The following is a 20924-nucleotide window of genomic DNA, read 5'->3' as shown; positions in this document are numbered from 1 at the left end:
CTCAAGCGCGCCTTCGAGAAAACCGCCGAATGTCGGAGCCACTTCGGTGCCGCCAAAGACGAGCGCTTCGTCCCACAGGCCTGAAAGAACGCACGGCAGGCCATAGTTCGGGTGGGCAAAAAAGACAGCGGAACTGCGGCTGGCAGCACGCCAGGCGCACTCCCGCTCCATGGTCTAGGCCTTCAAGGCATGGACCGAGGCCCAACTGCGACGCATTCCCGGCAAGGGCGATCTCGCGAAGGCCTTCCGCTATGGTCTCAGCTGCTGGCCGTCATTCGAGCTCTTCCTTGGAGATGGCCGCGTCGGCATCGACAACACCGCCGAGCGCGTCATGCGCCCGATCAGCGTCGGGCGAAAGAACTGGCTTTTTGCAGGCTCCGACAGCGGTGGCGAAACGCTGTCCTGGGCGATGTCCCTTGTCGAGACAGCCAAGATGAACGGCCTCTATCCGCCAGCCTGGCTGGCCGAAATCCTCGACCGCATCCACAATCACATGACCAACCCGCTCAACGAACCGCTTCCATGGAACAGGACGCCAATGATCTGATCCATGGTAACAACCGGGCGGTTACGTTTTCGGGGAGGTGATTACCTTTGAATCTTGAGGTCCGACTTCGCCTTTGCTAGGAATCGAACAATCATTAGAAAATTAGCAAAGTCGAAAGTGCAGATGTCTGGACCCCTTGATCAACTGAAGATTATAGAACTTGGTCACGTAATTGCCGGACCACTTGCGGCAGCTTTACTCTCGGATTTTGGTGCAGATGTCATCAAGATCGAAGCCCCCAACCGGACGGATATGATGCGCGACCTTGGACCCAAGGCAGAGGATGGGGTGGGCGTCTGGTGGAAGACTTTGGGCCGTAACAAGAAAACACTAGGTCTGGACTGGAAGTCCGACGAGGGCCGGGACATCCTGCGAAAGTTGGTCGAAGATGCCGACGTGCTGATCGAGAATTTCCGACCGGGTGTGCTGGAACGTGCCGGTGTTGGGCCAGACGTCTTGCACGATTGGAACCCGGACTTGGTTGTCTTGCGGGTTTCAGGTTACGGACAGGACGGTCCGATGCGCGACCTGCCAGCGTTTGGGCGTGCTGCGGAGGCCATGAGTGGATTAGCGCATCTGACCGGTTTTCCCGACGGGCCGCCGATGCACCCCGGCTTTCCGGCGGCTGACAGCACGACAGGGCTAATGGGCGCTTTGGGAATCATGATCGCGCTATTTGCTCGCGAAAAGGGGATAGCACGCGGTCAGGTCGTCGATATTGCAGTATTCGAGGCCCTGCTTCGGTTGATGGATTATCCTGTTCCCGCATTGACTGGCGCGAACCTCTCGCCGCGACGCAATGGGCTGCGCCAGCCGATGGACTTTGCTCCGGGGGGGATGTTCCGAACGTCCGATGGGGTGTGGCTGAGCGTTTCGGCAGGGAGCGCGGAAACCGCGCAGCGCCTGTTGCGGGCGGTCGGAGGCGATGCCCTCGCCGATGACCCGCGGTTCGCGACATTGGGCGAGATGTCGCGGCACATGACGGTGGTCTTTGACGCGATCAATGATTTCGTCACGCAGCACACGGCTAAGGAAGTGGAAGCGGTATTCGCCCGCCATGATGCGGTTGCCTCGCGTGTGTTGAGCGTCGAAGAGATCATGACGAACGAGCAGATACGCCATCGTGGGGACATCGTGTCGGTCGACGGCGAACAGACCCAGGTCATTGGTCCGGTCCCTCATCTCAGCGCGACGCCCGGTCAGCTTCGTTGGCTGGGACGACCGCCTAGCGCAGACAGCCAAAGCATTCTGCGTGATCTTGGTTTTAACGATAAGCGGATCGCTGCCCTATGTGAGGCTGGGCTCGTAAGATTGGAGGGAGGGCGCGCGCTATGACATTTCGATTGACCGCCGACCAACAAGAGATTCGCGACCAGATTCTGCGGATTTGCGCAGGGTTCGACGACGACTATTGGCTGGATCGGGATCGCAACGGTGGTTTTCCCCATGATCTGCACAGGGCAATGGCCGATGGCGGCTGGCTAGGTATCGCCATGCCAGAAGTTGTCGGCGGCGCGGGTCTGGGGATCACCGAGGCGACCATAATGATGCAGGCAATTGCCGAGTCGGGGGCCGGCGCAAGCGGAGCCTCGGCCATCCACATGAACATTTTCGGGCTCAACCCGGTGGTGAAGTTTGGGACCGATGAGCAGCGCGCGCGTATGCTTGGCCCTCTAATAGCAGGCGATGAAAAGGCCTGTTTCGCCGTAACCGAACCGACGATCGGGTTAGACACCACAAAGCTGAAGACCATGGCGGTGCGGCAGGGGGACAGATATGTCGTGCACGGACAAAAAGTCTGGATTTCTACCGCGCAGGTGGCGGACAAGATGTTGCTTCTGGCCAGAACAACGCGGCTAGAGGATGTGAGCAGCCCGACCGAAGGGCTGAGCCTGTTCTATACAGATCTCGACCGAAATTTCGTTGACGTGCGAGAGATCGAAAAGATGGGTCGAAAGGCTGTCGATTCGAACGAAGTCTTCATCGATGGATTGCCGATTCCGGCTGAGGACCTGATCGGGGAGGAGGGCAAAGGCTTTAGGCAAATTTTGCACGGGTTGAATCCCGAACGCATCCTGGTGGCCGGTGAATGCATCGGTATTGCGCGCAACGCACTGGCGCGAGCGGCGCATTATGCAAACGAACGTGTGATTTTTGACCGCCCGATCGGCCAAAATCAGGGGGTTCAGCATCCACTCGCCAAAGCCTGGGCGCGAGTGGAATCTGCCAATCTCATGGTGATGCACGCTGCAGCCCTCTACGATGCGGGAGAACCCTGCGGCGTCGAGGCGAACGCCGCCAAGCTTTTGGCCGCCGACGCCGCGGTCGAGGCGACCGAAGCCGCGCAAATTACGTTTGGCGGATTCGGATATGCTAAGGAATATCACGTGGAGCGACTGGTACGTGAAGCTCTGCTGTTCCGCATCGTACCGGTGACACCGCAGATGCTTCTGTCGTTCATAGCAGAAAAAGCCCTTGGACTTCCAAAGTCTTACTGATCGGAGATAACGGGCGGGGCTGGTGGGAAAAGTTGTCTTGACCAATTTTCTAACACTCGTTAGATTGCTGGCAACTGCCCCTAATGGGGAATGGGAGGAGGCGTCATGAATAAGACGCAGTTTGGGTCTTCGAGGGAGGACCTATCAAAACGTGCAACCGTTTACGCATGCGGTTTATTCACCGGCAAAACTGTTGTGGTGACCGGCGCTGGAGGCGGATTGGGGCTGGCAATTGCGACCCTGTTCGCGAGGCTCGGGGCCAATCTGGCGATCAATGGACGCAACGAAGAGAAACTGGCTTTGGCGAGGGAGTTCCTCGAAAGTTTCGGGGGTAAAGTCTTCGCTGTGCCTATGACCATCCGGGAGCCTGAGCAGGTCGAGGATTTTGTCGCCAAGACGAACCAGGAGTTCGGGGCGATTGACGTATTGGTGAACAATGCTGGGGGTCAGTTTCCGCAAGCAGCGTTGGAGTTTAGTCCAAAGGGCTGGAATGCGGTCATAGACACCAACCTGAACGGCACGTGGTGGATGATGCAATCCACGGCGCGCCACTGGGTTGCCAACAAGCAATCGGGCTCCATCGTCAACATCGTGGCCGATATCTGGCGCGGCATGCCCGGCATCGCGCATACCTGTGCGGCCCGGGCAGGGGTAGTTTACCTGTCCAAGTCGGTTGCGGTGGAGTGGGCCCCGCACGGTATCCGAGTGAACTGCGTGGCGCCGGGTTGCTGCGAAAGCAACGGTTTCGGGAACTACCCTCCGGAGGGTTCTGCGACCTTTCAGGACTCCAACCCGATGCGGCACGCCGGGGACGAATGGGATGTCGCTGAAGGGGTTGTCTATATGGCGGCGAATTCAGGGAAATTCGTAACCGGAGAAGTTCTGAACATCGACGGTGGGCAGCAATTGTGGGGGGATCCATGGCCAACGGGGCGGCCGGACTACTTCCGGATTACCTGATGTTGGCCATGAACCTTAGGGGGACAATGATATCTAGATGACGACAAGGATTAAAACAGCAATCGGAGCCGATGATGGGGCGATACTGGAGTGCAGCGGGGTCGAGCGACGGTTCGGCGGCATCGTCGCTGTCACCGGTGTGGACCTCGTCATTCGGCAGGGGGAAATCTTTGGACTTGTCGGCCCGAACGGCAGCGGCAAGACAACACTGACGAACGCAATTACCGGGTTCTACCCACCGAATGTGGGGACTGTCCGGTTGGCAGGAAAGGAAATCACGGGTACGGCACCTCACAAGGTTGCCAAGCTCGGCGTCGCCCGGACGTTCCAGAATCTTGCCTTGTTCAACGGGATGAGCGTTCTGGACAACATCCTGCTGGGGCGGCACATCCACATGAAACCGGGCGTTCTGCGCACCGCGCTTTACTGGTGGGCAGCACAGCGTGAAGAAATCGAAAACCGCAAGATCGTCGAAGAGGTGATCGAGTTTCTACAACTCGAGAGCATCCGGCATGAGTTGGTCGATGGCCTTCCGATCGGGTTGAAAAAACGGGTCGAGCTGGCGCGGGCATTGGTGGCCGAGCCACAGATGCTGATTCTCGATGAACCGATGGCCGGCATGAACCAGGAAGAGAAAGGGTATATGTCCCGTTTCATTCTGGATGCCCGTGCCGAACGCGGCGTCAGCGTTCTGCTGATCGAACACCATATGGATGTCATCACCGGCATTTGTGATCGGATGCTGGCCCTGAATTATGGTGAAATGATCGCAAGTGGCATCCCCAAGGAGGTTGTGAAGGACCCGCGGGTCATCGAGGCATATATCGGAGGGTCGCATGACTGATTTGACGAAGAAACAGTCTTCGGGCGGCGACACGATCGGCGCAATTCTGGCGCGGAACGCCTCGAAACACGGTTCGGAAATCGCGCTTCGCGAAAAAGAGCGTGGGATCTGGAAGGAAACCACATGGGCGGAATACGCCGAAGAGGTGCTGGCCTGCGCGGCCGGGCTTGAGAAAATCGGCGTAACACCGGGCAAGGCGGTGCTTATCCTGGGCGACAACCGGGCGCGGCTGTATGGCGGAATGCTGGCTATTTCGTTGCTGGGTGCCTATGCAATGCCTGCCTATCCCGGCGCGACGCTCGAAGAACTCCGGCACTTTCTTGGCGAAGTCGAAATCGTCGCGGCCATCGCCGAAGATCAGGAACAGGTTGACAAGATCCTGGAACTGAAGGACGCGGGCGCCGAGGGCATCGACCACATCATTTATGATGAAGCGCGCGGTCTTGGCTTCTACGAGGTTGAAGGGCTGTTGTCCTGGGATCACCTGATCGAAGTTGGTCAGCACGATCTGAACGAAACCCCGGGCCTGCGTGAGGAACTGCTTAGTCGTGCGAAGCCGGAAGATCCGGCCATTTTTCTGCACTCCTCCGGAACGACGGGCGCGCCGAAGGGCATCGTACTGAGTCAGAAGAACGTTCTTGCTGCTGCTCGGAATGGACATGCGGCGGGTGCCTTCGACGAAAATGAGGAGATCCTCGCGTACTTGCCGATGGCCTGGGTGGGAGACTACGCCATAACCGTTGCCGCGGCACTCCTTTGGCGTTTCACCGTGAATGTGCCTGAGCGCCAGGAAACGGTCGTGCGCGACATGCGCGAGATCGCTCCGACATTCTATCTGGCGGCGCCAAGAAGCTGGGACCAGATGCTGACGACAATCCAGGTTGGTATCGAAAATTCGACCCCTTTAAAGAAATGGCTGTACCATTTTTTCATGGATCGGGCCATCGCGGCGGAAACGCGCAAGCTGAATGGCAAAAGCGGCGGTGTTCTTGAGCCATTGGGCCGGCTTCTGGGCGAGGCGATTGTTTTCGGTCCGATCAAGGACCAGTTCGGGATGAGCCGCCTCAAGAATGCGTTCACCGGCGGTGAAGCGATCGGGGAAGACACCTTTGTGTTCTACCGCGCCCTGGGGATCAAGTTGCGTCAGCTCTACGGCCAGACCGAGAACAGCGCGATCAACGCGATTCAGGCTCCGGGCGAGGTCCGTCTTCATACGGTTGGCAAACCCGCGCCTGGCGTCGAGGTCAGCATTGCCGAAGACGGTGAGATCCTGGTGCGCTCGGACAGCGTGTTTGAAGGGTACTTCAACAAACCCGAAGCGACCGCCGAAGCCCTTGACGGCGGGTGGCTGCATACAGGTGATGCCGGCTATCTGGAGGACGACGGACACCTGGTTGTTCTGGGGCGTGTATCCGAGGTCATGCACACCGCCGACGGTGAACGTTACGTTCCAAACTACATCGAGAACCGGTTGAAATTCAGCCCGTATATCAAGGATGCGGCCGTGATTGGCGCCGGGCTGAAGGAACTGACGGCGATGGTCTGCGTGGATTTCGAGGCCGTGGGGCACTGGGCCGAAGTGAACGGCGTACCTTACGTGTCATATGCCGATCTTTCTCAGCGTGAAGAGGTCGCGACGTTGCTTCGCGAGGCCTTCCAACGGGTCAACAAGGCCGTCACCGAACCATTGCGCCTGCAACGCTTTGTCAGTCTGCCGAAAGAATTCGACCCGGACGATGGTGAAATCACGCGAACCCGAAAACTGCGGAGGAAGGTCGTTCAGGAACGCTATGCTGACGTGATCGCGGCGCTCTACGACGGTTCAAAAGAGGTCCATGTAAGCGCGCAGGTGACTTACGAGACCGGGGAAGTAGGGAAGGTCGAAAGAAGCCTTCCCATCAGGGAGGTATAAATGGACTGGGTCTTTCTATCAGAGCTTGCGATCAACGGAGCCTTGACGGGTCTGCTGTACTCGCTATTCGCCATCGGCCTCGTGCTGATTTACAAGGCATCTTCGGTGCCCAATCTGGCGCAGGGCGGGTTGACCATGGTCGGGGCCTATGTGGTCCTGGCGCTGGCACGCGACGTGGGTTTACCCTTGTGGCTGGCCATCCCTCTGGCTGCGGTTGTCATGTTCGGCCTTGGGTTCGGCATTGAGCGTGTTGCCCTGCGCCGTCTCGCAGGTCGGCCGGTTGTCATGATCTTGATGCTGACACTCGGCCTCGACATTTTTCTGCGGGGTACAACGCTTGCGATCTGGGGCGGGACGTCGCGTTCGATGGAACTGGGCGTCAGCTATGATCCGCTGTTCCTGGGCGACATCTTCATCAGCCGCATCCATCTGGTTGGTGCCGGTGTTGCGCTCGCCTTGTTTGTCGCATTCATGCTGTTTTTCCGAACCCGGACCGGGATCAAGTTGCGGGCGATCGCGGATGATTACATGGCTTCGTGGTCGGTCGGTATCGCGGTTGAGCGCGGCGTTGGGTTGTCCTGGGCATTGGCATCCGTTGTTGCCGTCGCCGCTGGCGTTATCTGGGGCGAGATTCAGGGTGTCGATCAGGCGCTGTCGCTGTTGCTTCTCAAAGGTCTGACGGTTGCCGTTCTCGGTGGTCTCGACAGTATCCTTGGCGCCGTGATCGCAGGCATCATCCTGGGCGTCGTCGAAAACGTTGGCGCTGATTTCCTCGATCCGCTTGTCGGAGGCGGAAGCCGTGAGCTTATCGTCGCTGCCGTGCTCATTCTTACCGTCATGATCCGTCCGCACGGGCTGTTCGGTCGTCACGACATCGAAAGGGTGTAAGGCATGTTTTACAGACTTTCTGGCGTCCATCACGCCAACTACGTTTCGGACAGCCGAATCTTCAAGTTGCCTGCTGACCGGAATCTGACAGCATTCATCTTCTTGATTGGCCTTGCCGCGCCATTCATCATCCCGTCGCTTTATCTGAACAGCTACATGCTTCCTTGGCTGATCTGGACGGCCGCCGCGCTTGGATTGAATCTGGTGACAGGTTGGGCAGGCCAACTTCACTTGGGTTATGCTGCAGTCATGGCCGTCGGAGCGTATTCGTCGATCCATGCCGCGCGTTTCGGGGTGCCGTGGGAATTCGCCCTTATCATCGGCGGATTGACGTCATCCGTGATCGGCAGCCTGTTCGCTTTTGCCGCTTTGCGGGTCAAGGGCCTCTATCTCGCTCTCACTACTCTCGCTATGCAATTCGTGATGGACTGGGTTCTGACCCACTCTCCGGCGATCTCGGGGGGCTCACACGCGTCGCTCCAGTCACCGACATTGGCGCTGCTCGGGCAAGAGATTACCACTGATACTGGCTTCTACTATGTCGCCTTCGGCTGGTGTGTGTTGGTGACGATCTTCATGCTTAATCTAAAGCGGACTGGACTCGGTCGCGCCTTGGTCGCTGTCCGGGAAAAAGACTTTGCGGCCGCGATCCTGGGTGTGAACAGTTTCTACTACAAAATCCTCGCATTCGCGACTTCTTCGTTCATCGCAGGCGTCAGCGGTGCGTTGCTTGTTGCCACCTTTTTCTTTCTCGCCGCACCCGAGCAATTCTCGGTTGCCGTTTCGATCCAGGTTCTTGCGATGGTGATTGTTGGCGGCCTTGGCAGCATTATCGGTTCCTATTTCGGTGTTGCCCTGATCCTTCTTGTTCCGGGTATCGTGAACGGTCTCGTCGTCACGTTGAGTGACGGGCTTGGCACGCAGATCGATGTTGAAACACTCGCTCACATCCCGAACGCAGTCTATGGCGCACTGATCGTCATTATCCTTCTGATCGAACCACTCGGTTTGGGAAAACTCTACGGCAACATCAGAGACTATCTGATGGTCTGGCCCTTCGATCAGTTCAAGAAATAGGGGAATGCCGATGCAAGAAAAAGTTGAAGCCCAGAACATTCTGTCCATGAACAGTGTCGAGGTGCTGTACGACAATGTAATGCTGGCGATCAAAGGTGTTTCGGTTCAGGTTCCAAAGGGCGAGATGATCGCACTTTTGGGTTCTAACGGAGCGGGAAAAAGCACCACGTTGAAAGCGATCAGCGGTCTTTTGAAAGCCGAGCGCGGACGCATCAGCCGAGGTGAGATAACGTTCCAGGGAACGGACATTACCGAAGCGCTCGCGCAAAAACGCGTAGAGATGGGCATCTGTCATGTCATCGAAGGGCGGCGGGTCTTCGAACACCTGACCCCCGACGAGAACCTGACCGCCGCCGCGCCACGCGGAATGTCCCGATCAACGCTGAATGCGGAAAAGGAAAAGATCTACGGATATTTTCCGCGGCTTGCCGAACGCAAAAATTCGCAAGCAGGCTATTTGTCGGGTGGTGAGCAACAGATGCTTGCCATTGGGCGGGCCCTCGTGACCCAGCCGAAGCTGTTGATGCTTGATGAACCAAGTCTCGGGCTTGCTCCGTTCCTGGTCGAGGAAATCTTCGGCATCCTACAAAAGATCAATAAGGATGAGGGCCTGTCCGTCCTGCTGGTGGAACAGAACGCCTTGGCGGCTCTGGAAATCGTTTCGCAAGGGTACCTTATCGAAAACGGCCGCGTTGTTATGCACGGCACCGCCGAGGCGCTCAAATCTAACTCCGACATTCAGGAGTTCTATCTAGGCGGCGGAGAGACCGATTTTCACAACGTCAAACACTACAGCCGACGCAAACGTTGGTTGAGTTGAGGTACTAATCAGAAGCTGTTCAGGGAGGAACAAATGAAGAAACTTACCAAAGCGTTGGCCGTATTATCAATGTTCGGCGGAGCAATGTTTGGCACCCAGGCGCTGGCCGAGCCATTCAAGATCGGCATCTGCTACGATCTCAGCAAAGCCTATACCTTTGCCACGCCGCAGGTTTCGCAGGCCGCGATGGACCTTGCCAAGCTCATCAACATGAAGGGCGGCATCGGTGGGGAACCGGTCGAAGTCATCGTGCGTGACCACGGGAACGAACCGCAGCGCGGAATCGAGTGCTACTCGAAACTCAGCCGCGAGGGCGTCTTTGTTTTCGATACCCTGTCCACTCCGGTGTCTCTGGCTATCCTGCCGCGGGCCATGGAAGACGGGCGTATCCTGATGCAGTCTCTTGTCGGGCGCGGCGATGCCGTTGATGGCACCGTCTTCGATTGGGTCTATCCGATCGGGCCGACCTATTGGGGACAGGCCGCCAACGATGTCGCCTACATCAAGCAATTGAATGACGGCGATCTGTCAGATGTGAAGGTCGGGTTTGTTTACTTCGATTATCCCTTCGGGCAGGAGCCGATCGAGATCCTGGAAACCCTGTCCGAGAAAGAGGGTTTCGAGCTTGAACTGTACCCCGTGCCACTGCCTGGCAGCGACCAGGCCGGCGTGTGGTCCAAGGTGCGCCGCGACAAGCCCGATCATGTGATCGTCTGGATGCTGGGCGGTGCCCATGTGGTTGCCTCGAAAGAGATGAAGCGCAATCGCATTCCGATGGACAAATACATCTCGGTCAACTGGCTGAACGAAGTCGATATCGCCAACATCGGTAAAGAGGCCGCCAAAGGTATCAAGCGCGGGACCAATGTCGTGGGCGGTCAGGATATTGCCCTGTATCAGGAAATCATGGCCGAGCTTTATGACAAGGGCGAGGGATCCGGCCCGATCGAGAAGACGCAGGACGTTTTCTACAACACCGGGCTGGCCATGTATTCTATCATGTTCGAAGCCGCGCGCAAGGCGGCGGAAGCCGAGGGGCTGCCGATCACTCCGACATCCTACAAGGCCGGACTGGAGTCGCTTGAGGGCTATGACGCGAACGGGCTGATGGCCCCCATTACGGTGACGGCCGAAGATCATGGCGGCGGGGGCAAGACCCGTATCGAAATGTGGGACGGAGAGACTTGGGTGCCGCAAACCGACTGGATCTCTGAGTACACGGACGTTGTGTGGGGTGTGGTTAAAGAGAGTTCCGCGAAATACGAGCAGTGAATGACTGATTGCAGGAAGTGTGACGCTACGCGGGGCGGCAGTGGCGCTTACGAAACGGTATCACCGCCCTACACTAAACCAACGGGAGAGAGATAACATGAAAGTCAAACAGCACATTAAGGCAGTGGCCGTTGCTACTGCACTGGCAGCAAGCGCGACTGTTGCCTCAGCGCAGGACAAGGAGCCTATCCGCTTCGGACTCTGCTTCGACCTTAGTAAATCCTACACGTTCATTTCACCGCAGGTGGCCCAGGCCGCGCAGGACCTGGCGATGTACACCAACGAAAATGGCGGTATCGAAGGTCATCCGGTTGAAGTCATCATTCGCGATCACGGCAACGAACCGCAGCGCGGTGTGGAATGCTACGAGCAGCTCAAGCGCGAAGGCGTGTTCCTGTTCAACTTTCTGTCCACGCCGGTCACGAACGCGGTTTTGCCGCGTGCCATGAAGGACGGTAACGTACTGATGCAGTCTTTCGTTGGCCGCGGTGACGCGGTGGACGGCGAAGTGTTCGAATGGGTTTTCCCGGTCGGTCCGACGTACTGGCAGCAGGCGGCAAATGACGTTGCCTTCATCAAGGGTCAGATGGGCGGTGACTTGAGCAAGGCGAAGATCGGGTTCATCTATCTGGATTATCCCTTTGGCCAGGAACCGATCGAGATCCTGAAAACGCTTTCCGAAAAGGAAGGGTTCGAGTTGGAGCTGTATCCCGTACCGCTTCCCGGGTCGGATCAGGCCGGCGCATGGAGCAAAATCCGCCGCGACAAGCCTGACTACGTGATCAGCTGGCTGCTGGCGGGCGGGCATGTGGTCGCCTCGAAGGAAATGCGCCGCAACCGTTTCCCGATCGACCGATATCTGTCGGTGAACTGGCTGAACGAAGTCGATATCGCCAATATCGGCGCACAAGAGGCGAAAGGCATCCTGCGCGGGACCAACGTGGCCGGTGGCCAGGAAGTTCCGATCGTCAAGACGATGCTGGACACCTACTATGCCAATGGCAAGGGCAGCGGTCCCGAGAGCCTGGTGCGCGACGTGTACTACAACACGGGCATGGCGATCTACTCGGCCGGTTTCGAAGCCGCGCGGATCGCAATTACTGAAAACGGTTGGCCGATCACACCGGAAAGCATGAAGAATGCCTATGAATCGATCGAGAACTTCGATGGAAACGGCATCATGGCCCCGGTTACAGTGACCGACAAAGACCACGGTGGTGGCGGCAAGACCCGGGTCGAGCAGTGGAATGGCGAAACCTGGGTTCCGCTGACCGACTGGAGCGCCGACTATCTTGACGTTGTTTGGGATGTCATCAAGCACAGCTCCGCGACGTTCACCGTCGAATAAGACAGAGCTTCCCCGCGGCAGACATGTCGCGGGGAAGCTTTCCGCAGTTAGATTGTCCCGAGAAAGCGAAGCAGGTATCATGAGCCCCATTGACGTGAAGATCGAAGACGGAATTGCGACCGTCTGTATCAACCGGCCCGAACGTAAAAACGCGCTTTCCGTGGCGGCGACGAACGGGCTGACCGACGCTTGGGAGAAGATCGAGGCGGATGACAGCGTTCGTGTGGCCATTCTGACTTCTGCCGATTGCGGCGTTTTCAGCGCCGGACTGGATCTGAAGGAAGCCACACAAATCGCACGCGACGAGGGTGTCGATATTCTGACCAAGATGCGCGACCCGTTTCACGAGACCATGCGCGCCTGCAAGAAACCGATCATCGCGGCGATGACAGGGTCGCTGATGGCGGGCGGCATGATGCTGACCTTGAATTGCGATCTGCGGGTCGGTCTCAAGGGGACCAAGGTCGGTATCACCGAAGTAAAGATCGGTCGTGGATCGCCCTGGGCATCGCCGGCACTGTCCATGCTACCGCAGCCCATCCTTATGGAAATCGTTCTGACCGGCGACTTGATGCCGATCGAGCGCCTGCACGAATACGGGTTCACCAACTATATCGAAGACACTCCCGATGCTGTCCGCGCAAGGGCATTTGACCTTGCCAAACGCATTGCCAGCGCGGCCCCGCTGTCGGTTGTTGCCGCGAAAGGCGGCGTTCGCGCGACCATGGACCTGGGCTGTGCGGGTGGCCTGAAAGAGGGCAAGCGCCTTCACGAGGTGGTTTACGCCAGCAACGACGCGATTGAAGGCCCAAAGGCCTTTGCTGAAAAGCGAGCACCCGTCTGGACCGGGACCTGATGGAGACTTGAATGACTAAGCTTATTCGCCTGGACAGGGAAGGCCCTGTCGGAATCCTGCGTTTTCTTCAGCCGACAAAACGCAACCCTTACAGCATCGGGTTCGTCGAAGAACTGGTGGCGCTTCTGCGCGAAGCCGAACGGGACGCTACGATCCGTGTCGTTGTTATGACCGGTGGCAATCATTTCAGCAGCGGCGGCGATCTTGTCGGGTTTCAGTCCGAGATCGCCAAAGGCGCGCGGGCGACGTCGGAAATGGTGGACCTGGTTCACGATGGCGGACGCGCGGCCTATCTGTTTCGCAAACCTCTGATTTCCGCGGTATGCGGCGTGGCTTTTGGCGCGGGCCTCAGCCTGGCCTTGTCGGCGGACATTGTCGTTGCCGCCGAAGATGCCCGGCTGTGCGAAGTATTTGCACGCGTCGGCGGTTGTCCCGACACGGGATCAAGCTGGCTGCTTCAGCAGCGCGCCGGTGCGGGCGTTGCCCGGATGCTTGTGCTCACGGGCCGTGAAATCGACGGGCGCACCGCCAGGGACCTGCGCGTTGTCGAAGAATGCGTGCCGGCCAACCAGGTCGAGGTACGGGCGCTGGAAATTGCCCGCGAGATTGCAACGCACCCGATGTTTGGCGTTCAGACCGCCAAGCGTGTGATGCGCGCCGCAGCCGAGTGCAGCTATCTCGAGGCGCTGGATATCGAGCGCGATGCCCAAAGCGTTTTGCTGTGCGCGCATGACTTTCCCGAGGCCATGAAAGCGTTTTCGGAAAAAAGAACTCCAGAATTCAAAGACCGTTAGCTCGGTTGAAACCTTATCGCAAAACTCAAGGAGACCACGCCAATGAAGGTACTCGTGCCTGTGAAACGCGTGATCGACTACAACGTGAAGGTTCGTGTCAAAGCGGACGGAAGCGGTGTCGATCTGGCCAACGTTAAAATGTCGATGAACCCCTTTGACGAAATCGCTGTCGAAGAAGCCATCCGCCTGAAGGAAGCCGGTAAGGCCGAGGAGGTCGTTGCGGTCTCGATCGGCGTGAAACAGGCCCAGGAAACCCTGCGCACCGCCCTGGCCATGGGTGCAGACCGCGCGATCTTGGTTGTCGCTGCCGATGACGTGCACACCGACATCGAACCCTTGGCCGTTGCCAAAATCCTCGCCAAGATCGTCGAGGAAGAGCGGCCCGGTCTGGTTCTGGCGGGCAAACAGGCCATTGACAACGACATGAACGCCACCGGCCAGATGCTGTCGGCCCTGCTGGGCTGGTCGCAGGGTACCTTTGCCTCGGAACTGGACATCGACGGTGACAGTGCCGTCGTGACCCGCGAAGTTGACGGCGGCCTGCAGACCATCAAGGTCAAGATGCCCGCGATCGTCACCGTGGACCTGCGCCTGAACGAGCCGCGCTATGCGTCGCTGCCCAACATCATGAAGGCCAAGAAAAAGCCGCTGGATGAGAAAACCGCCGATGATTACGGCGTTGATGCCACGCCGCGTCTGGAAATCGTCAAAACCTCCGAGCCCGCGGCACGCGCGGCCGGTATCATGGTCGGCTCGGTGGACGAGCTGGTCGCAAAACTCAAAGAAGCGGGGGCTGTATAATGGCTGTTCTTCTTCTCGCAGAAGTCTCCGATGGTGAACTGGCAATCGACGCAACCGCCAAGGCCGTGACCGCGGCCAAGGCCCTGGGCGATGTGACCGTTCTGTGCGCGGGCGCCTCTGCTGCTGCCGCAGGCGACGCCGCCGCCAAGATCGACGGCGTGACCAAGGTTCTGGTCGCCGAAGAAGCATCGCTGGGTCACCGCCTGGCCGAACCGACCGCCGCGCTGATCGCATCGCTGGCCGGTGACTATGAACATATCGTCGCCCCGGCCACCACGGACGCCAAGAACGTCATGCCGCGCGTTGCCGCGCTGCTGGACGTGATGGTCCTGTCGGACGTGTCCGGCGTTATCGATGGCAAAACGTTCGAGCGCCCGATCTATGCCGGGAACGCGATTCAAACCGTCAAATCGTCGGATGCGAAAAAGGTCATCACCTTCCGCACCTCGACCTTTGATGCCGCTGGCGAAGGCGGGTCTGCCTCGGTCGAAAGCATCGGTGCCGGGGACAACCCCGGCCTGTCGGAATGGGTCGAAGACAAGGTCGCCGCATCGGATCGTCCCGAACTGACCTCGGCCGGTGTGGTCGTGTCCGGTGGGCGCGGCGTCGGCTCCGAAGAGAACTTTGCCCTGATCGAGAAACTGGCCGACAAGCTGGGCGCCGCCGTTGGCGCATCCCGCGCCGCCGTCGACTCGGGCTTTGCACCGAACGACTGGCAGGTTGGCCAGACCGGCAAGGTGGTCGCGCCTGACCTGTATATCGCCGTTGGCATCTCGGGTGCGATCCAACACCTGGCCGGCATGAAGGACAGCAAGATCATCGTCGCGATCAACAAGGACGAAGAAGCCCCGATCTTCCAGGTTGCCGATTACGGTCTGGTTGCCGACCTGTTCGACGCCGTGCCCGAACTGACCGACAGGCTGTAAGTCATTGCGAAAAAATTACAAAAAGGCCCGCCTGTTTTGGCGGGCCTTTTTGTACGAGCCGAATGGGCGGCGCGTGATTGGATAAATCCGGATGCGCACGGTCCGAAGCCTTGTGACGCCCCGTCAGAACGCCTCGGGTTCATTGCCAGGAAATAAAACGCTTGTTAGATTTCTTCAATGCAAGCATGAACCGATAGGAATAAAACATGTCTCTGATCAAGAACTCCCCGAGTTGGGCAGTGGATGAACACAAGATGTTCGCCGATAGTACACGCAGGCTCTTCGATGCAGAGATGGCTCCGAAGATTGAAAAATGGGCGGAGCAGGGAATTGTTGACCGCGACTTCTGGAAAACAGTCGGTCAGCAGGGTGTCATGGGTGGCTCGATTGCCGAAGAATATGGTGGGTTCGGTGGCGGCATCGGGTTCGACGCGATTACCGTCTACGAGCAGGGGCGCACCGGTGATACGGGTTGGGGCTATGGGATTCAGTCCATCGTAATCCATTATCTCAACGCATATGGCAGTGAGGAACAGAAGAAAAAGTGGTTGCCGAAACTGGTCAGCGGCGACAGCGTTGCGGCGATTGCCATGACCGAGCCTGGAACGGGCTCTGACCTCCAGAACGTACAAACCTATGCGGAAAAGGATGGCAACCACTACAAGATCAACGGTTCGAAGATCTTTATCACAAACGGGCACACGGCGGATCTCGTTGTTATCGTGGCAAAGACCGATCGCAACGCCGGCGCCAAGGGCGTTTCGTTGATCGTTCTGGAAACCGAGGGCGCCGAGGGCTTTCGCCGGGGACGGAACCTGAAGAAACTGGGTATGAAAGGTTCGGATACTGCTGAGCTGTTCTTCGAGGATGTGCGCGTGCCCACGGCGAACCTGCTTGGTCCGGAAGAGGGGCAGGGGTTCTACCAGCTGATGAAGCAGCTGCCTTGGGAGCGGCTGATGATCGGCATTACCGCGCTCGGTTTTATTGATTTTGCGATCGATGAAACGGTGAAATATGTTCAGGACCGCAAGGCATTTGGAAGCCGGATCATGGACTTCCAGAATACACGCTTCAAACTGGCGGAATGCAAAACCAAGGCCGAATTGCTACGTTCCTTCGTAAATGACGGGCTCGCGCGTCTTGAAGCGGGCGAACTTGATGCGGCCACGGCTTCGATGGCGAAATGGTGGGGCAGCCAGACGCAGAACGAGGTCATGCATGAATGCCTGCAACTGCACGGCGGTTACGGTTTCATGATGGAATACCCCATCGCGCGACTTTATGCCGACAGCAGGGTCCAGATGATCTATGGCGGCACCAACGAGATCATGAAGGAACTGATCGCACGCTCGATGGATGTTTGATCCGTCCGGTGCCGGGTGGGGCTACTCCCTGCCCGGCCCCAGAATTTCGTCGCTGTGTTCCCCAAGTCGCGGGGCCGGGCGATGATCATGTCGCGCAGGGGTCGCCGAAAAGCGAACCGGCGGGCGTGTCGTCCAGATCGCACCTTCGGTCGGGTGATCAATCCGTTGAAAGAACCCGGTTGCGGCAAGATGGGGATCGTTCGGCAAATCTGACAGGTTGCGCACTGGCATGGCGGGTATGTCGGCCTGCTCCATGAGGTCAAGCCACTCATCTGTGGTCCGGGTCAGCGCAATGTGCGCCACCATATCGTATACTGCGCCGATGTTGCGGCTACGGGCGTCCATGTCCGTGACCCAGACATGGTCGATCATGTCATTGCGCCCAACCGTCTTGAAAAACCGTGCCCATTGTACGTTGGTGTAAGGCAGAATTGTGATGTAGCCATCTGCGGTCTGAACCGGACGCCGGTGCGGAACCAGCATGCGGGCATAGCCGAAATCCTGCGGAGCCTCCTCGAAGGTGGCGCCATCCATATGTTCGGCCAGCAGGAAGGCGGCCAGCGTCTCAAACATCGGAACTTCGACATGCTGGGCCTGTCCCGTACGCTCGCGGTGGAACAGGGCGCCCATCACGGCATAGGCGGCGGTGACCCCGCCAAGCTTGTCGGCCAGAATTGTCGGGGCATAAGCGGGCGGTGCCTCGGGGTCGCGCAAGGTTGCCAGGCTGGCCAATCCCGACACCGACTGGACGGAATCGTCGAATGCTGGCTTGGCGGCATAGGGCCCGTCCTGTCCGAAACCGGTGGCGGATACCGTGATCAGGTTCGGGTTTTCCTGGCGCAGGGTTTCGGGTTCCAAAGACAATCTGGCAAGCGCCGCAGGCCGGATGCTCGAAATCATCACATCGGCATCGATGAGCAGTTTGCGCAACTGATCGAGACCGGTTTGTGTTTTGAGGTCGAGTACGACACTGCGCTTGTTACGGTTGGCCCCCAGAAAAGCGGCACCCATCAGCTTGTTGCGCGATGGCTGGACCTGGCGAAGAAGATCGCCCTCGGGGCCTTCCACCTTGATCACATCGGCCCCCAGATCGCCCAGCATCTGCGTCGCCAAAGGTCCGAAAACTACAGAAGTCAGATCGACGATCTTCACGTCTTGAAGGATCGCCTGATTGTTCTCATCGGTCATTTGATTGTCCACTTAGCTGCCTACCGTTTTTTATGAACAACGGCCGAACTCGGCGCGAAGGGCCTTGCCTTGCGCATCGAAGGCCGGGCAGGGGCCCAGTGCCGTTTCGCCGAGGCTGCGCCGGATCGGGGGGGTCGGGACGTTGATTTCACCGGAAGGCGTGCGAATTACGGACCGGTCAAGCTGGGGGTGACCGGACAGGGTCGCCACGTCGTTCACCGCGCCCGAGGCAATGCCCGCAGCGTCAAGCCGCTTCAGCATCTCGGCGCGGTCATGCGAGGCGAACACGGCCTTGATGAGAACTTCGAGCGCGGGTTTGTTTTCAATTCGCGACGTGTTGTCATGGAACCGGGGGTCGGTTGCCAAAGCCGCATCGCCCAGTATGTGTTCACAGAACCGTTGCCATTCGCCGCTGTGCTGAACGGCAATGACGACAAGCTGACCGTCCTTGCATTCATAGGCCCCGTAAGGGCAGATGACCGTGTGGTTCAGCCCGACACGCGGTGTCGGCTTGCCAAGGTAATCGTGATACAGCAGCGGAACCGACATCCAGTCGGCCATCACATCAAACATTGCCACGGAAACGCCGCTGCCCTTGCCGGTGCGATCACGCCCGACAAGCGCTTCGCAGATTCCGGCATGGGCTGTCATACCTGTGGCGATATCGCAGACCGATACGCCCACCCGTCCCGGTCCGTCCGCAGTACCGGTCACTGATGCCAGACCGCTCTCGCATTGCACCAGAAGGTCATAGGCCTTGGCGTTGCGCATCGGGCCGTCTTCGCCGTATCCGGTGATGTCGCAGGTCACGAGGCGCGGGAATCTCTCTCGCAGACTTGCGGAATCGAGCCCGAGCTTGGCCAGCGCGCCCGGCAGCAGGTTCTGAACAAACACATCCGCGTTTTCCAGCATCCTGAGCAGGATTTCACGGTCTTCGTCGGCTTTAATGTCCAAGGCGACCGCTTCTTTGCCTCGGTTCAGCCATGTGAAATAGGCGCTTTCGCCGTTGGCGGCGGTATCGTAGGCGCGGGCGAAATCGCCGGCTCCCTTGCGTTCGATCTTGATCACGCGCGCGCCGGCATCGGCCAGCCGCGAGGAGCAAAAAGGCGCGGCGACTGCCTGTTCCAACGCAACGACGAGTTTGCCGGAAAGGGGGGCTAAGTCTGAACCTGGCATGAGTTTCTCTCAATTGATCCTAAAAGGTTGACTAAATCTAACAATTGTTAGAAACATAATCAATACGATTAGACAAAGACTGGATCGCTTGAAGGAGAACGCCGGTGCAGGACGCCATAGGACCAGACCAGTTTTTCCAGCGCGCGCTGGCAGAGGGAGAGATCCTGCTGCCCAAGTGCGACGACTGCGGGGCCTATCACTTTTTCCCGCGAGTCCTGTGTCCCCATTGTCATGGCGCCGCGATTTCGTGGAAGCAGGCAGGCGGCAAGGGACGGGTCCACACCACAACAGTCGTGCGCCGAAAGCCCGAACGGGGCGGCGACTACAACGTATGCGTCGTCGAGCTGGACGAGGGTGTCCGGATGATGAGCCGGGTCGAGGGCATTGCCCCAGGTGAGGTCGTCATCGACATGCCTGTAACCGCATTCGTGGGCGAGGCTGAGGGTGTTCCGGCCGTGCTTTTCAAACCGTCGGAGGGATAGGCCATGACCACTGAACTTCGGGGAAAATCCGCCATCGTGGGAACCGGTCATGCCGGTTTCGGAGAAGCCCATGGCCTGACGGCCTATGATGTCATGGCGCAATCCGCGCTTGCGGCGCTTGGCGATGCCGGGCTGAACCTGTCCGACGTCGACGGGCTGTTTTGCACCATGATGGAAGACAGCATGCCGGCGCTTATGGCGGCGGAGTATCTGGGCATCCAGCCCCGTTTCATTGATGGCACAATGTCGGGCGGTTCGTCCTTCGTAAACTACCTGACGTCCGCGACCATGGCCCTTGATGCCGGTCTGTGTGATGTCGCGCTGATTGTTTATGGCTCCAACCAGCGCACCGCATCGGGCAGACTGGTGACCGCTTCACGTCCGCCGGCCTACGAGGCGCCGTATAATCCGCGCTATCCGATCTCGGCCTACGCGATGGCCGCGGCGCGGCACATGCATGAATACGGCACCACCCGCGAACAGCTGGCCGACGTGGCCGTTGCCGCGCGGGCCTGGGCGCAGCGCAACCCCGAAGCGTTCGAGCGCGGCCCGCTGACCCGCGAGGACGTGCTGGGTGCGCGCATGGTGGGCGATCCATTGACCGTGCGCGACTGTTGTCTTGTCACCGACGGTGGCGGCGCGATCGTTATGGTCCACGCGGACCGCGCCCGGGATTTCCCGAAGGCGCCTGTCTATGTGCTGGGCAGTGCTGCGGAAAGCTCGCACCGGCAGATTTCGCAAATGAAGGATTTCACCGTGACCGCCGCCCGCGCCTCGGGCGCGCGCGCTTTTGCGGCGGCCGGCGTGACCCCTGCGGACATCCAGGCGGTCGAGCTTTATGATGCCTTCACCATCAATACCATCCTGTTTCTTGAAGATCTGGGGTTCTGCGCCAAGGGCGAGGGAGGGGCCTTTGTCGAGGGCGGACGCATCGCGCCTGGCGGCGTCTTGCCGGTGAACACGAATGGCGGCGGCCTGTCCTGTGTGCACCCCGGGATGTACGGCATCTTCACAGTGATCGAGGCTGCCCGCCAGATCCGTGGCGACGCGCCAGGCATTCAGTTGAAGGATATTGATCTGGCGCTGGCGCATGGCAACGGCGGTGTGCTGTCCAGTCAGGTCACGGCCATACTTGGATCTCAAAACACGCTCTGACGGCAACTAAGGGAGG

Annotated in this window: 19 protein-coding genes and 1 pseudogene; 18 read left to right on the top strand and 2 right to left on the bottom strand. The window is 58.7% G+C overall.

Translation table 11 applies throughout. The features are described 5' to 3' along the window. Positions 1-127 precede the first annotated feature (127 nt). The 16 genes and pseudogenes from ATO9_RS24785 to ATO9_RS18825 all read left to right on the top strand — a co-directional run. Positions 128-547, top strand: a pseudogene (locus ATO9_RS24785) (IS66 family transposase); the annotation flags it as partial. A gap of 123 nt (positions 548-670) precedes the next feature. Next, positions 671-1882 (top strand): CaiB/BaiF CoA transferase family protein, encoded by a 1212-nt coding sequence (locus ATO9_RS18895; protein ID WP_043753109.1) that lies wholly within the window; start codon positions 671-673, stop codon positions 1880-1882. Then, positions 1879-3045, top strand: a complete 1167-nt coding sequence (locus ATO9_RS18890; RefSeq protein ID WP_043753107.1) for an acyl-CoA dehydrogenase family protein — start codon at positions 1879-1881, stop codon at positions 3043-3045. Before ATO9_RS18895 ends, ATO9_RS18890 begins: the two co-directional genes overlap by 4 nt. A 105-nt stretch (positions 3046-3150) precedes the next feature. Further along, on the top strand, positions 3151-4005 hold the full coding sequence (locus ATO9_RS18885; protein WP_043753104.1) for an SDR family oxidoreductase: 855 nt from the start codon (positions 3151-3153) through the stop codon (positions 4003-4005). A gap of 37 nt (positions 4006-4042) precedes the next feature. Next, positions 4043-4849, top strand: a complete 807-nt coding sequence (locus ATO9_RS18880; protein WP_043753103.1) for an ABC transporter ATP-binding protein — start codon at positions 4043-4045, stop codon at positions 4847-4849. Continuing rightward, positions 4842-6761 (top strand): AMP-dependent synthetase/ligase, encoded by a 1920-nt coding sequence (locus tag ATO9_RS18875; RefSeq protein WP_048534188.1) that lies wholly within the window; start codon positions 4842-4844, stop codon positions 6759-6761. Before ATO9_RS18880 ends, ATO9_RS18875 begins: the two co-directional genes overlap by 8 nt. Beyond that, on the top strand, positions 6762-7649 hold the full coding sequence (locus tag ATO9_RS18870; RefSeq protein ID WP_043753101.1) for a branched-chain amino acid ABC transporter permease: 888 nt from the start codon (positions 6762-6764) through the stop codon (positions 7647-7649). It begins immediately after the preceding gene. A 3-nt stretch (positions 7650-7652) separates the two neighbouring features. After that, positions 7653-8726, top strand: a complete 1074-nt coding sequence (locus tag ATO9_RS18865) for a branched-chain amino acid ABC transporter permease (RefSeq protein WP_043753098.1) — start codon at positions 7653-7655, stop codon at positions 8724-8726. A 10-nt stretch (positions 8727-8736) separates the two neighbouring features. Then, positions 8737-9546, top strand: a complete 810-nt coding sequence (locus ATO9_RS18860) for an ABC transporter ATP-binding protein (RefSeq protein ID WP_043753147.1) — start codon at positions 8737-8739, stop codon at positions 9544-9546. A gap of 33 nt (positions 9547-9579) precedes the next feature. Then, on the top strand, positions 9580-10818 hold the full coding sequence (locus tag ATO9_RS18855) for an ABC transporter substrate-binding protein (RefSeq protein ID WP_043753096.1): 1239 nt from the start codon (positions 9580-9582) through the stop codon (positions 10816-10818). Between the two features lie 97 nt (positions 10819-10915). Further along, positions 10916-12166, top strand: coding sequence for an ABC transporter substrate-binding protein (locus ATO9_RS18850; RefSeq protein ID WP_043753095.1), 1251 nt, complete (start codon positions 10916-10918; stop codon positions 12164-12166). Continuing rightward, a complete protein-coding gene (locus ATO9_RS18845) occupies positions 12111-13022 on the top strand; it encodes an enoyl-CoA hydratase/isomerase family protein (RefSeq protein WP_238318810.1) in 912 nt (303 codons plus the stop codon). The genes ATO9_RS18850 and ATO9_RS18845 overlap by 56 nt, the downstream gene beginning before the upstream one ends. Before the next feature lie 11 nt (positions 13023-13033). Beyond that, complete coding sequence (locus tag ATO9_RS18840) at positions 13034-13816, top strand: enoyl-CoA hydratase/isomerase family protein (RefSeq protein ID WP_043753093.1); 783 nt, start codon at positions 13034-13036, stop codon at positions 13814-13816. A gap of 42 nt (positions 13817-13858) precedes the next feature. Then, the gene (locus tag ATO9_RS18835) at positions 13859-14617 is read left to right on the top strand and encodes an electron transfer flavoprotein subunit beta/FixA family protein (RefSeq protein WP_043753092.1); all 759 of its coding nucleotides are present in this window, start codon (positions 13859-13861) and stop codon (positions 14615-14617) included. Further along, positions 14617-15543 (top strand): electron transfer flavoprotein subunit alpha/FixB family protein, encoded by a 927-nt coding sequence (locus ATO9_RS18830; RefSeq protein ID WP_043753090.1) that lies wholly within the window; start codon positions 14617-14619, stop codon positions 15541-15543. Before ATO9_RS18835 ends, ATO9_RS18830 begins: the two co-directional genes overlap by 1 nt. A 206-nt stretch (positions 15544-15749) precedes the next feature. Beyond that, entirely contained in the window at positions 15750-16907 is a 1158-nt protein-coding gene (locus ATO9_RS18825; RefSeq protein ID WP_081979662.1) for an acyl-CoA dehydrogenase family protein, read from the top strand. A 21-nt stretch (positions 16908-16928) separates the two neighbouring features. On the opposite strand, the gene ATO9_RS18820 is transcribed toward ATO9_RS18825, so the two are convergent. Both ATO9_RS18820 and ATO9_RS18815 read right to left on the bottom strand, forming a co-directional pair. Next, positions 16929-18095 (bottom strand): CaiB/BaiF CoA transferase family protein, encoded by a 1167-nt coding sequence (locus ATO9_RS18820; protein ID WP_043753088.1) that lies wholly within the window; start codon positions 18093-18095, stop codon positions 16929-16931. Between the two features lie 30 nt (positions 18096-18125). Further along, the gene (locus ATO9_RS18815) at positions 18126-19271 is read right to left on the bottom strand and encodes a CaiB/BaiF CoA transferase family protein (RefSeq protein ID WP_043753086.1); all 1146 of its coding nucleotides are present in this window, start codon (positions 19269-19271) and stop codon (positions 18126-18128) included. A 104-nt stretch (positions 19272-19375) separates the two neighbouring features. Between ATO9_RS18815 and ATO9_RS18810 the strand changes: the two genes are divergently transcribed. Both ATO9_RS18810 and ATO9_RS18805 read left to right on the top strand, forming a co-directional pair. Then, a complete protein-coding gene (locus tag ATO9_RS18810; RefSeq protein ID WP_043753084.1) occupies positions 19376-19753 on the top strand; it encodes a Zn-ribbon domain-containing OB-fold protein in 378 nt (125 codons plus the stop codon). 3 nt (positions 19754-19756) lie between these two features. Then, positions 19757-20908 carry a thiolase gene (locus ATO9_RS18805; RefSeq protein WP_043753083.1) on the top strand — a complete coding sequence of 384 codons (1152 nt, stop codon included), beginning with the start codon at positions 19757-19759 and terminating at the stop codon, positions 20906-20908. Positions 20909-20924: the final 16 nt, after the last annotated feature.

Origin of the sequence: Pseudooceanicola atlanticus (assembly GCF_000768315.1) — a bacterium.
In the GTDB taxonomy this organism is placed as follows: Bacteria; Pseudomonadota; Alphaproteobacteria; order Rhodobacterales; family Rhodobacteraceae; genus Pseudooceanicola; species Pseudooceanicola atlanticus.
The sequence above is the reverse complement of the archived record's forward strand: the minus strand, read 5'-3'. Positions and strand labels throughout refer to the sequence as shown.

Coding starts and splice junctions, on each gene's coding strand:
- ATO9_RS18895 (WP_043753109.1), top strand. CDS start 671: ATGTCTGGACCCCTTGATCAACTGAAGATTATAGAACTTGGTCACGTA.
- ATO9_RS18890 (WP_043753107.1), top strand. CDS start 1,879: ATGACATTTCGATTGACCGCCGACCAACAAGAGATTCGCGACCAGATT.
- ATO9_RS18885 (WP_043753104.1), top strand. CDS start 3,151: ATGAATAAGACGCAGTTTGGGTCTTCGAGGGAGGACCTATCAAAACGT.
- ATO9_RS18880 (WP_043753103.1), top strand. CDS start 4,043: ATGACGACAAGGATTAAAACAGCAATCGGAGCCGATGATGGGGCGATA.
- ATO9_RS18875 (WP_048534188.1), top strand. CDS start 4,842: ATGACTGATTTGACGAAGAAACAGTCTTCGGGCGGCGACACGATCGGC.
- ATO9_RS18870 (WP_043753101.1), top strand. CDS start 6,762: ATGGACTGGGTCTTTCTATCAGAGCTTGCGATCAACGGAGCCTTGACG.
- ATO9_RS18865 (WP_043753098.1), top strand. CDS start 7,653: ATGTTTTACAGACTTTCTGGCGTCCATCACGCCAACTACGTTTCGGAC.
- ATO9_RS18860 (WP_043753147.1), top strand. CDS start 8,737: ATGCAAGAAAAAGTTGAAGCCCAGAACATTCTGTCCATGAACAGTGTC.
- ATO9_RS18855 (WP_043753096.1), top strand. CDS start 9,580: ATGAAGAAACTTACCAAAGCGTTGGCCGTATTATCAATGTTCGGCGGA.
- ATO9_RS18850 (WP_043753095.1), top strand. CDS start 10,916: ATGAAAGTCAAACAGCACATTAAGGCAGTGGCCGTTGCTACTGCACTG.
- ATO9_RS18840 (WP_043753093.1), top strand. CDS start 13,034: ATGACTAAGCTTATTCGCCTGGACAGGGAAGGCCCTGTCGGAATCCTG.
- ATO9_RS18835 (WP_043753092.1), top strand. CDS start 13,859: ATGAAGGTACTCGTGCCTGTGAAACGCGTGATCGACTACAACGTGAAG.
- ATO9_RS18830 (WP_043753090.1), top strand. CDS start 14,617: ATGGCTGTTCTTCTTCTCGCAGAAGTCTCCGATGGTGAACTGGCAATC.
- ATO9_RS18825 (WP_081979662.1), top strand. CDS start 15,750: ATGTCTCTGATCAAGAACTCCCCGAGTTGGGCAGTGGATGAACACAAG.
- ATO9_RS18820 (WP_043753088.1), bottom strand. CDS start 18,095: ATGACCGATGAGAACAATCAGGCGATCCTTCAAGACGTGAAGATCGTC.
- ATO9_RS18815 (WP_043753086.1), bottom strand. CDS start 19,271: ATGCCAGGTTCAGACTTAGCCCCCCTTTCCGGCAAACTCGTCGTTGCG.
- ATO9_RS18805 (WP_043753083.1), top strand. CDS start 19,757: ATGACCACTGAACTTCGGGGAAAATCCGCCATCGTGGGAACCGGTCAT.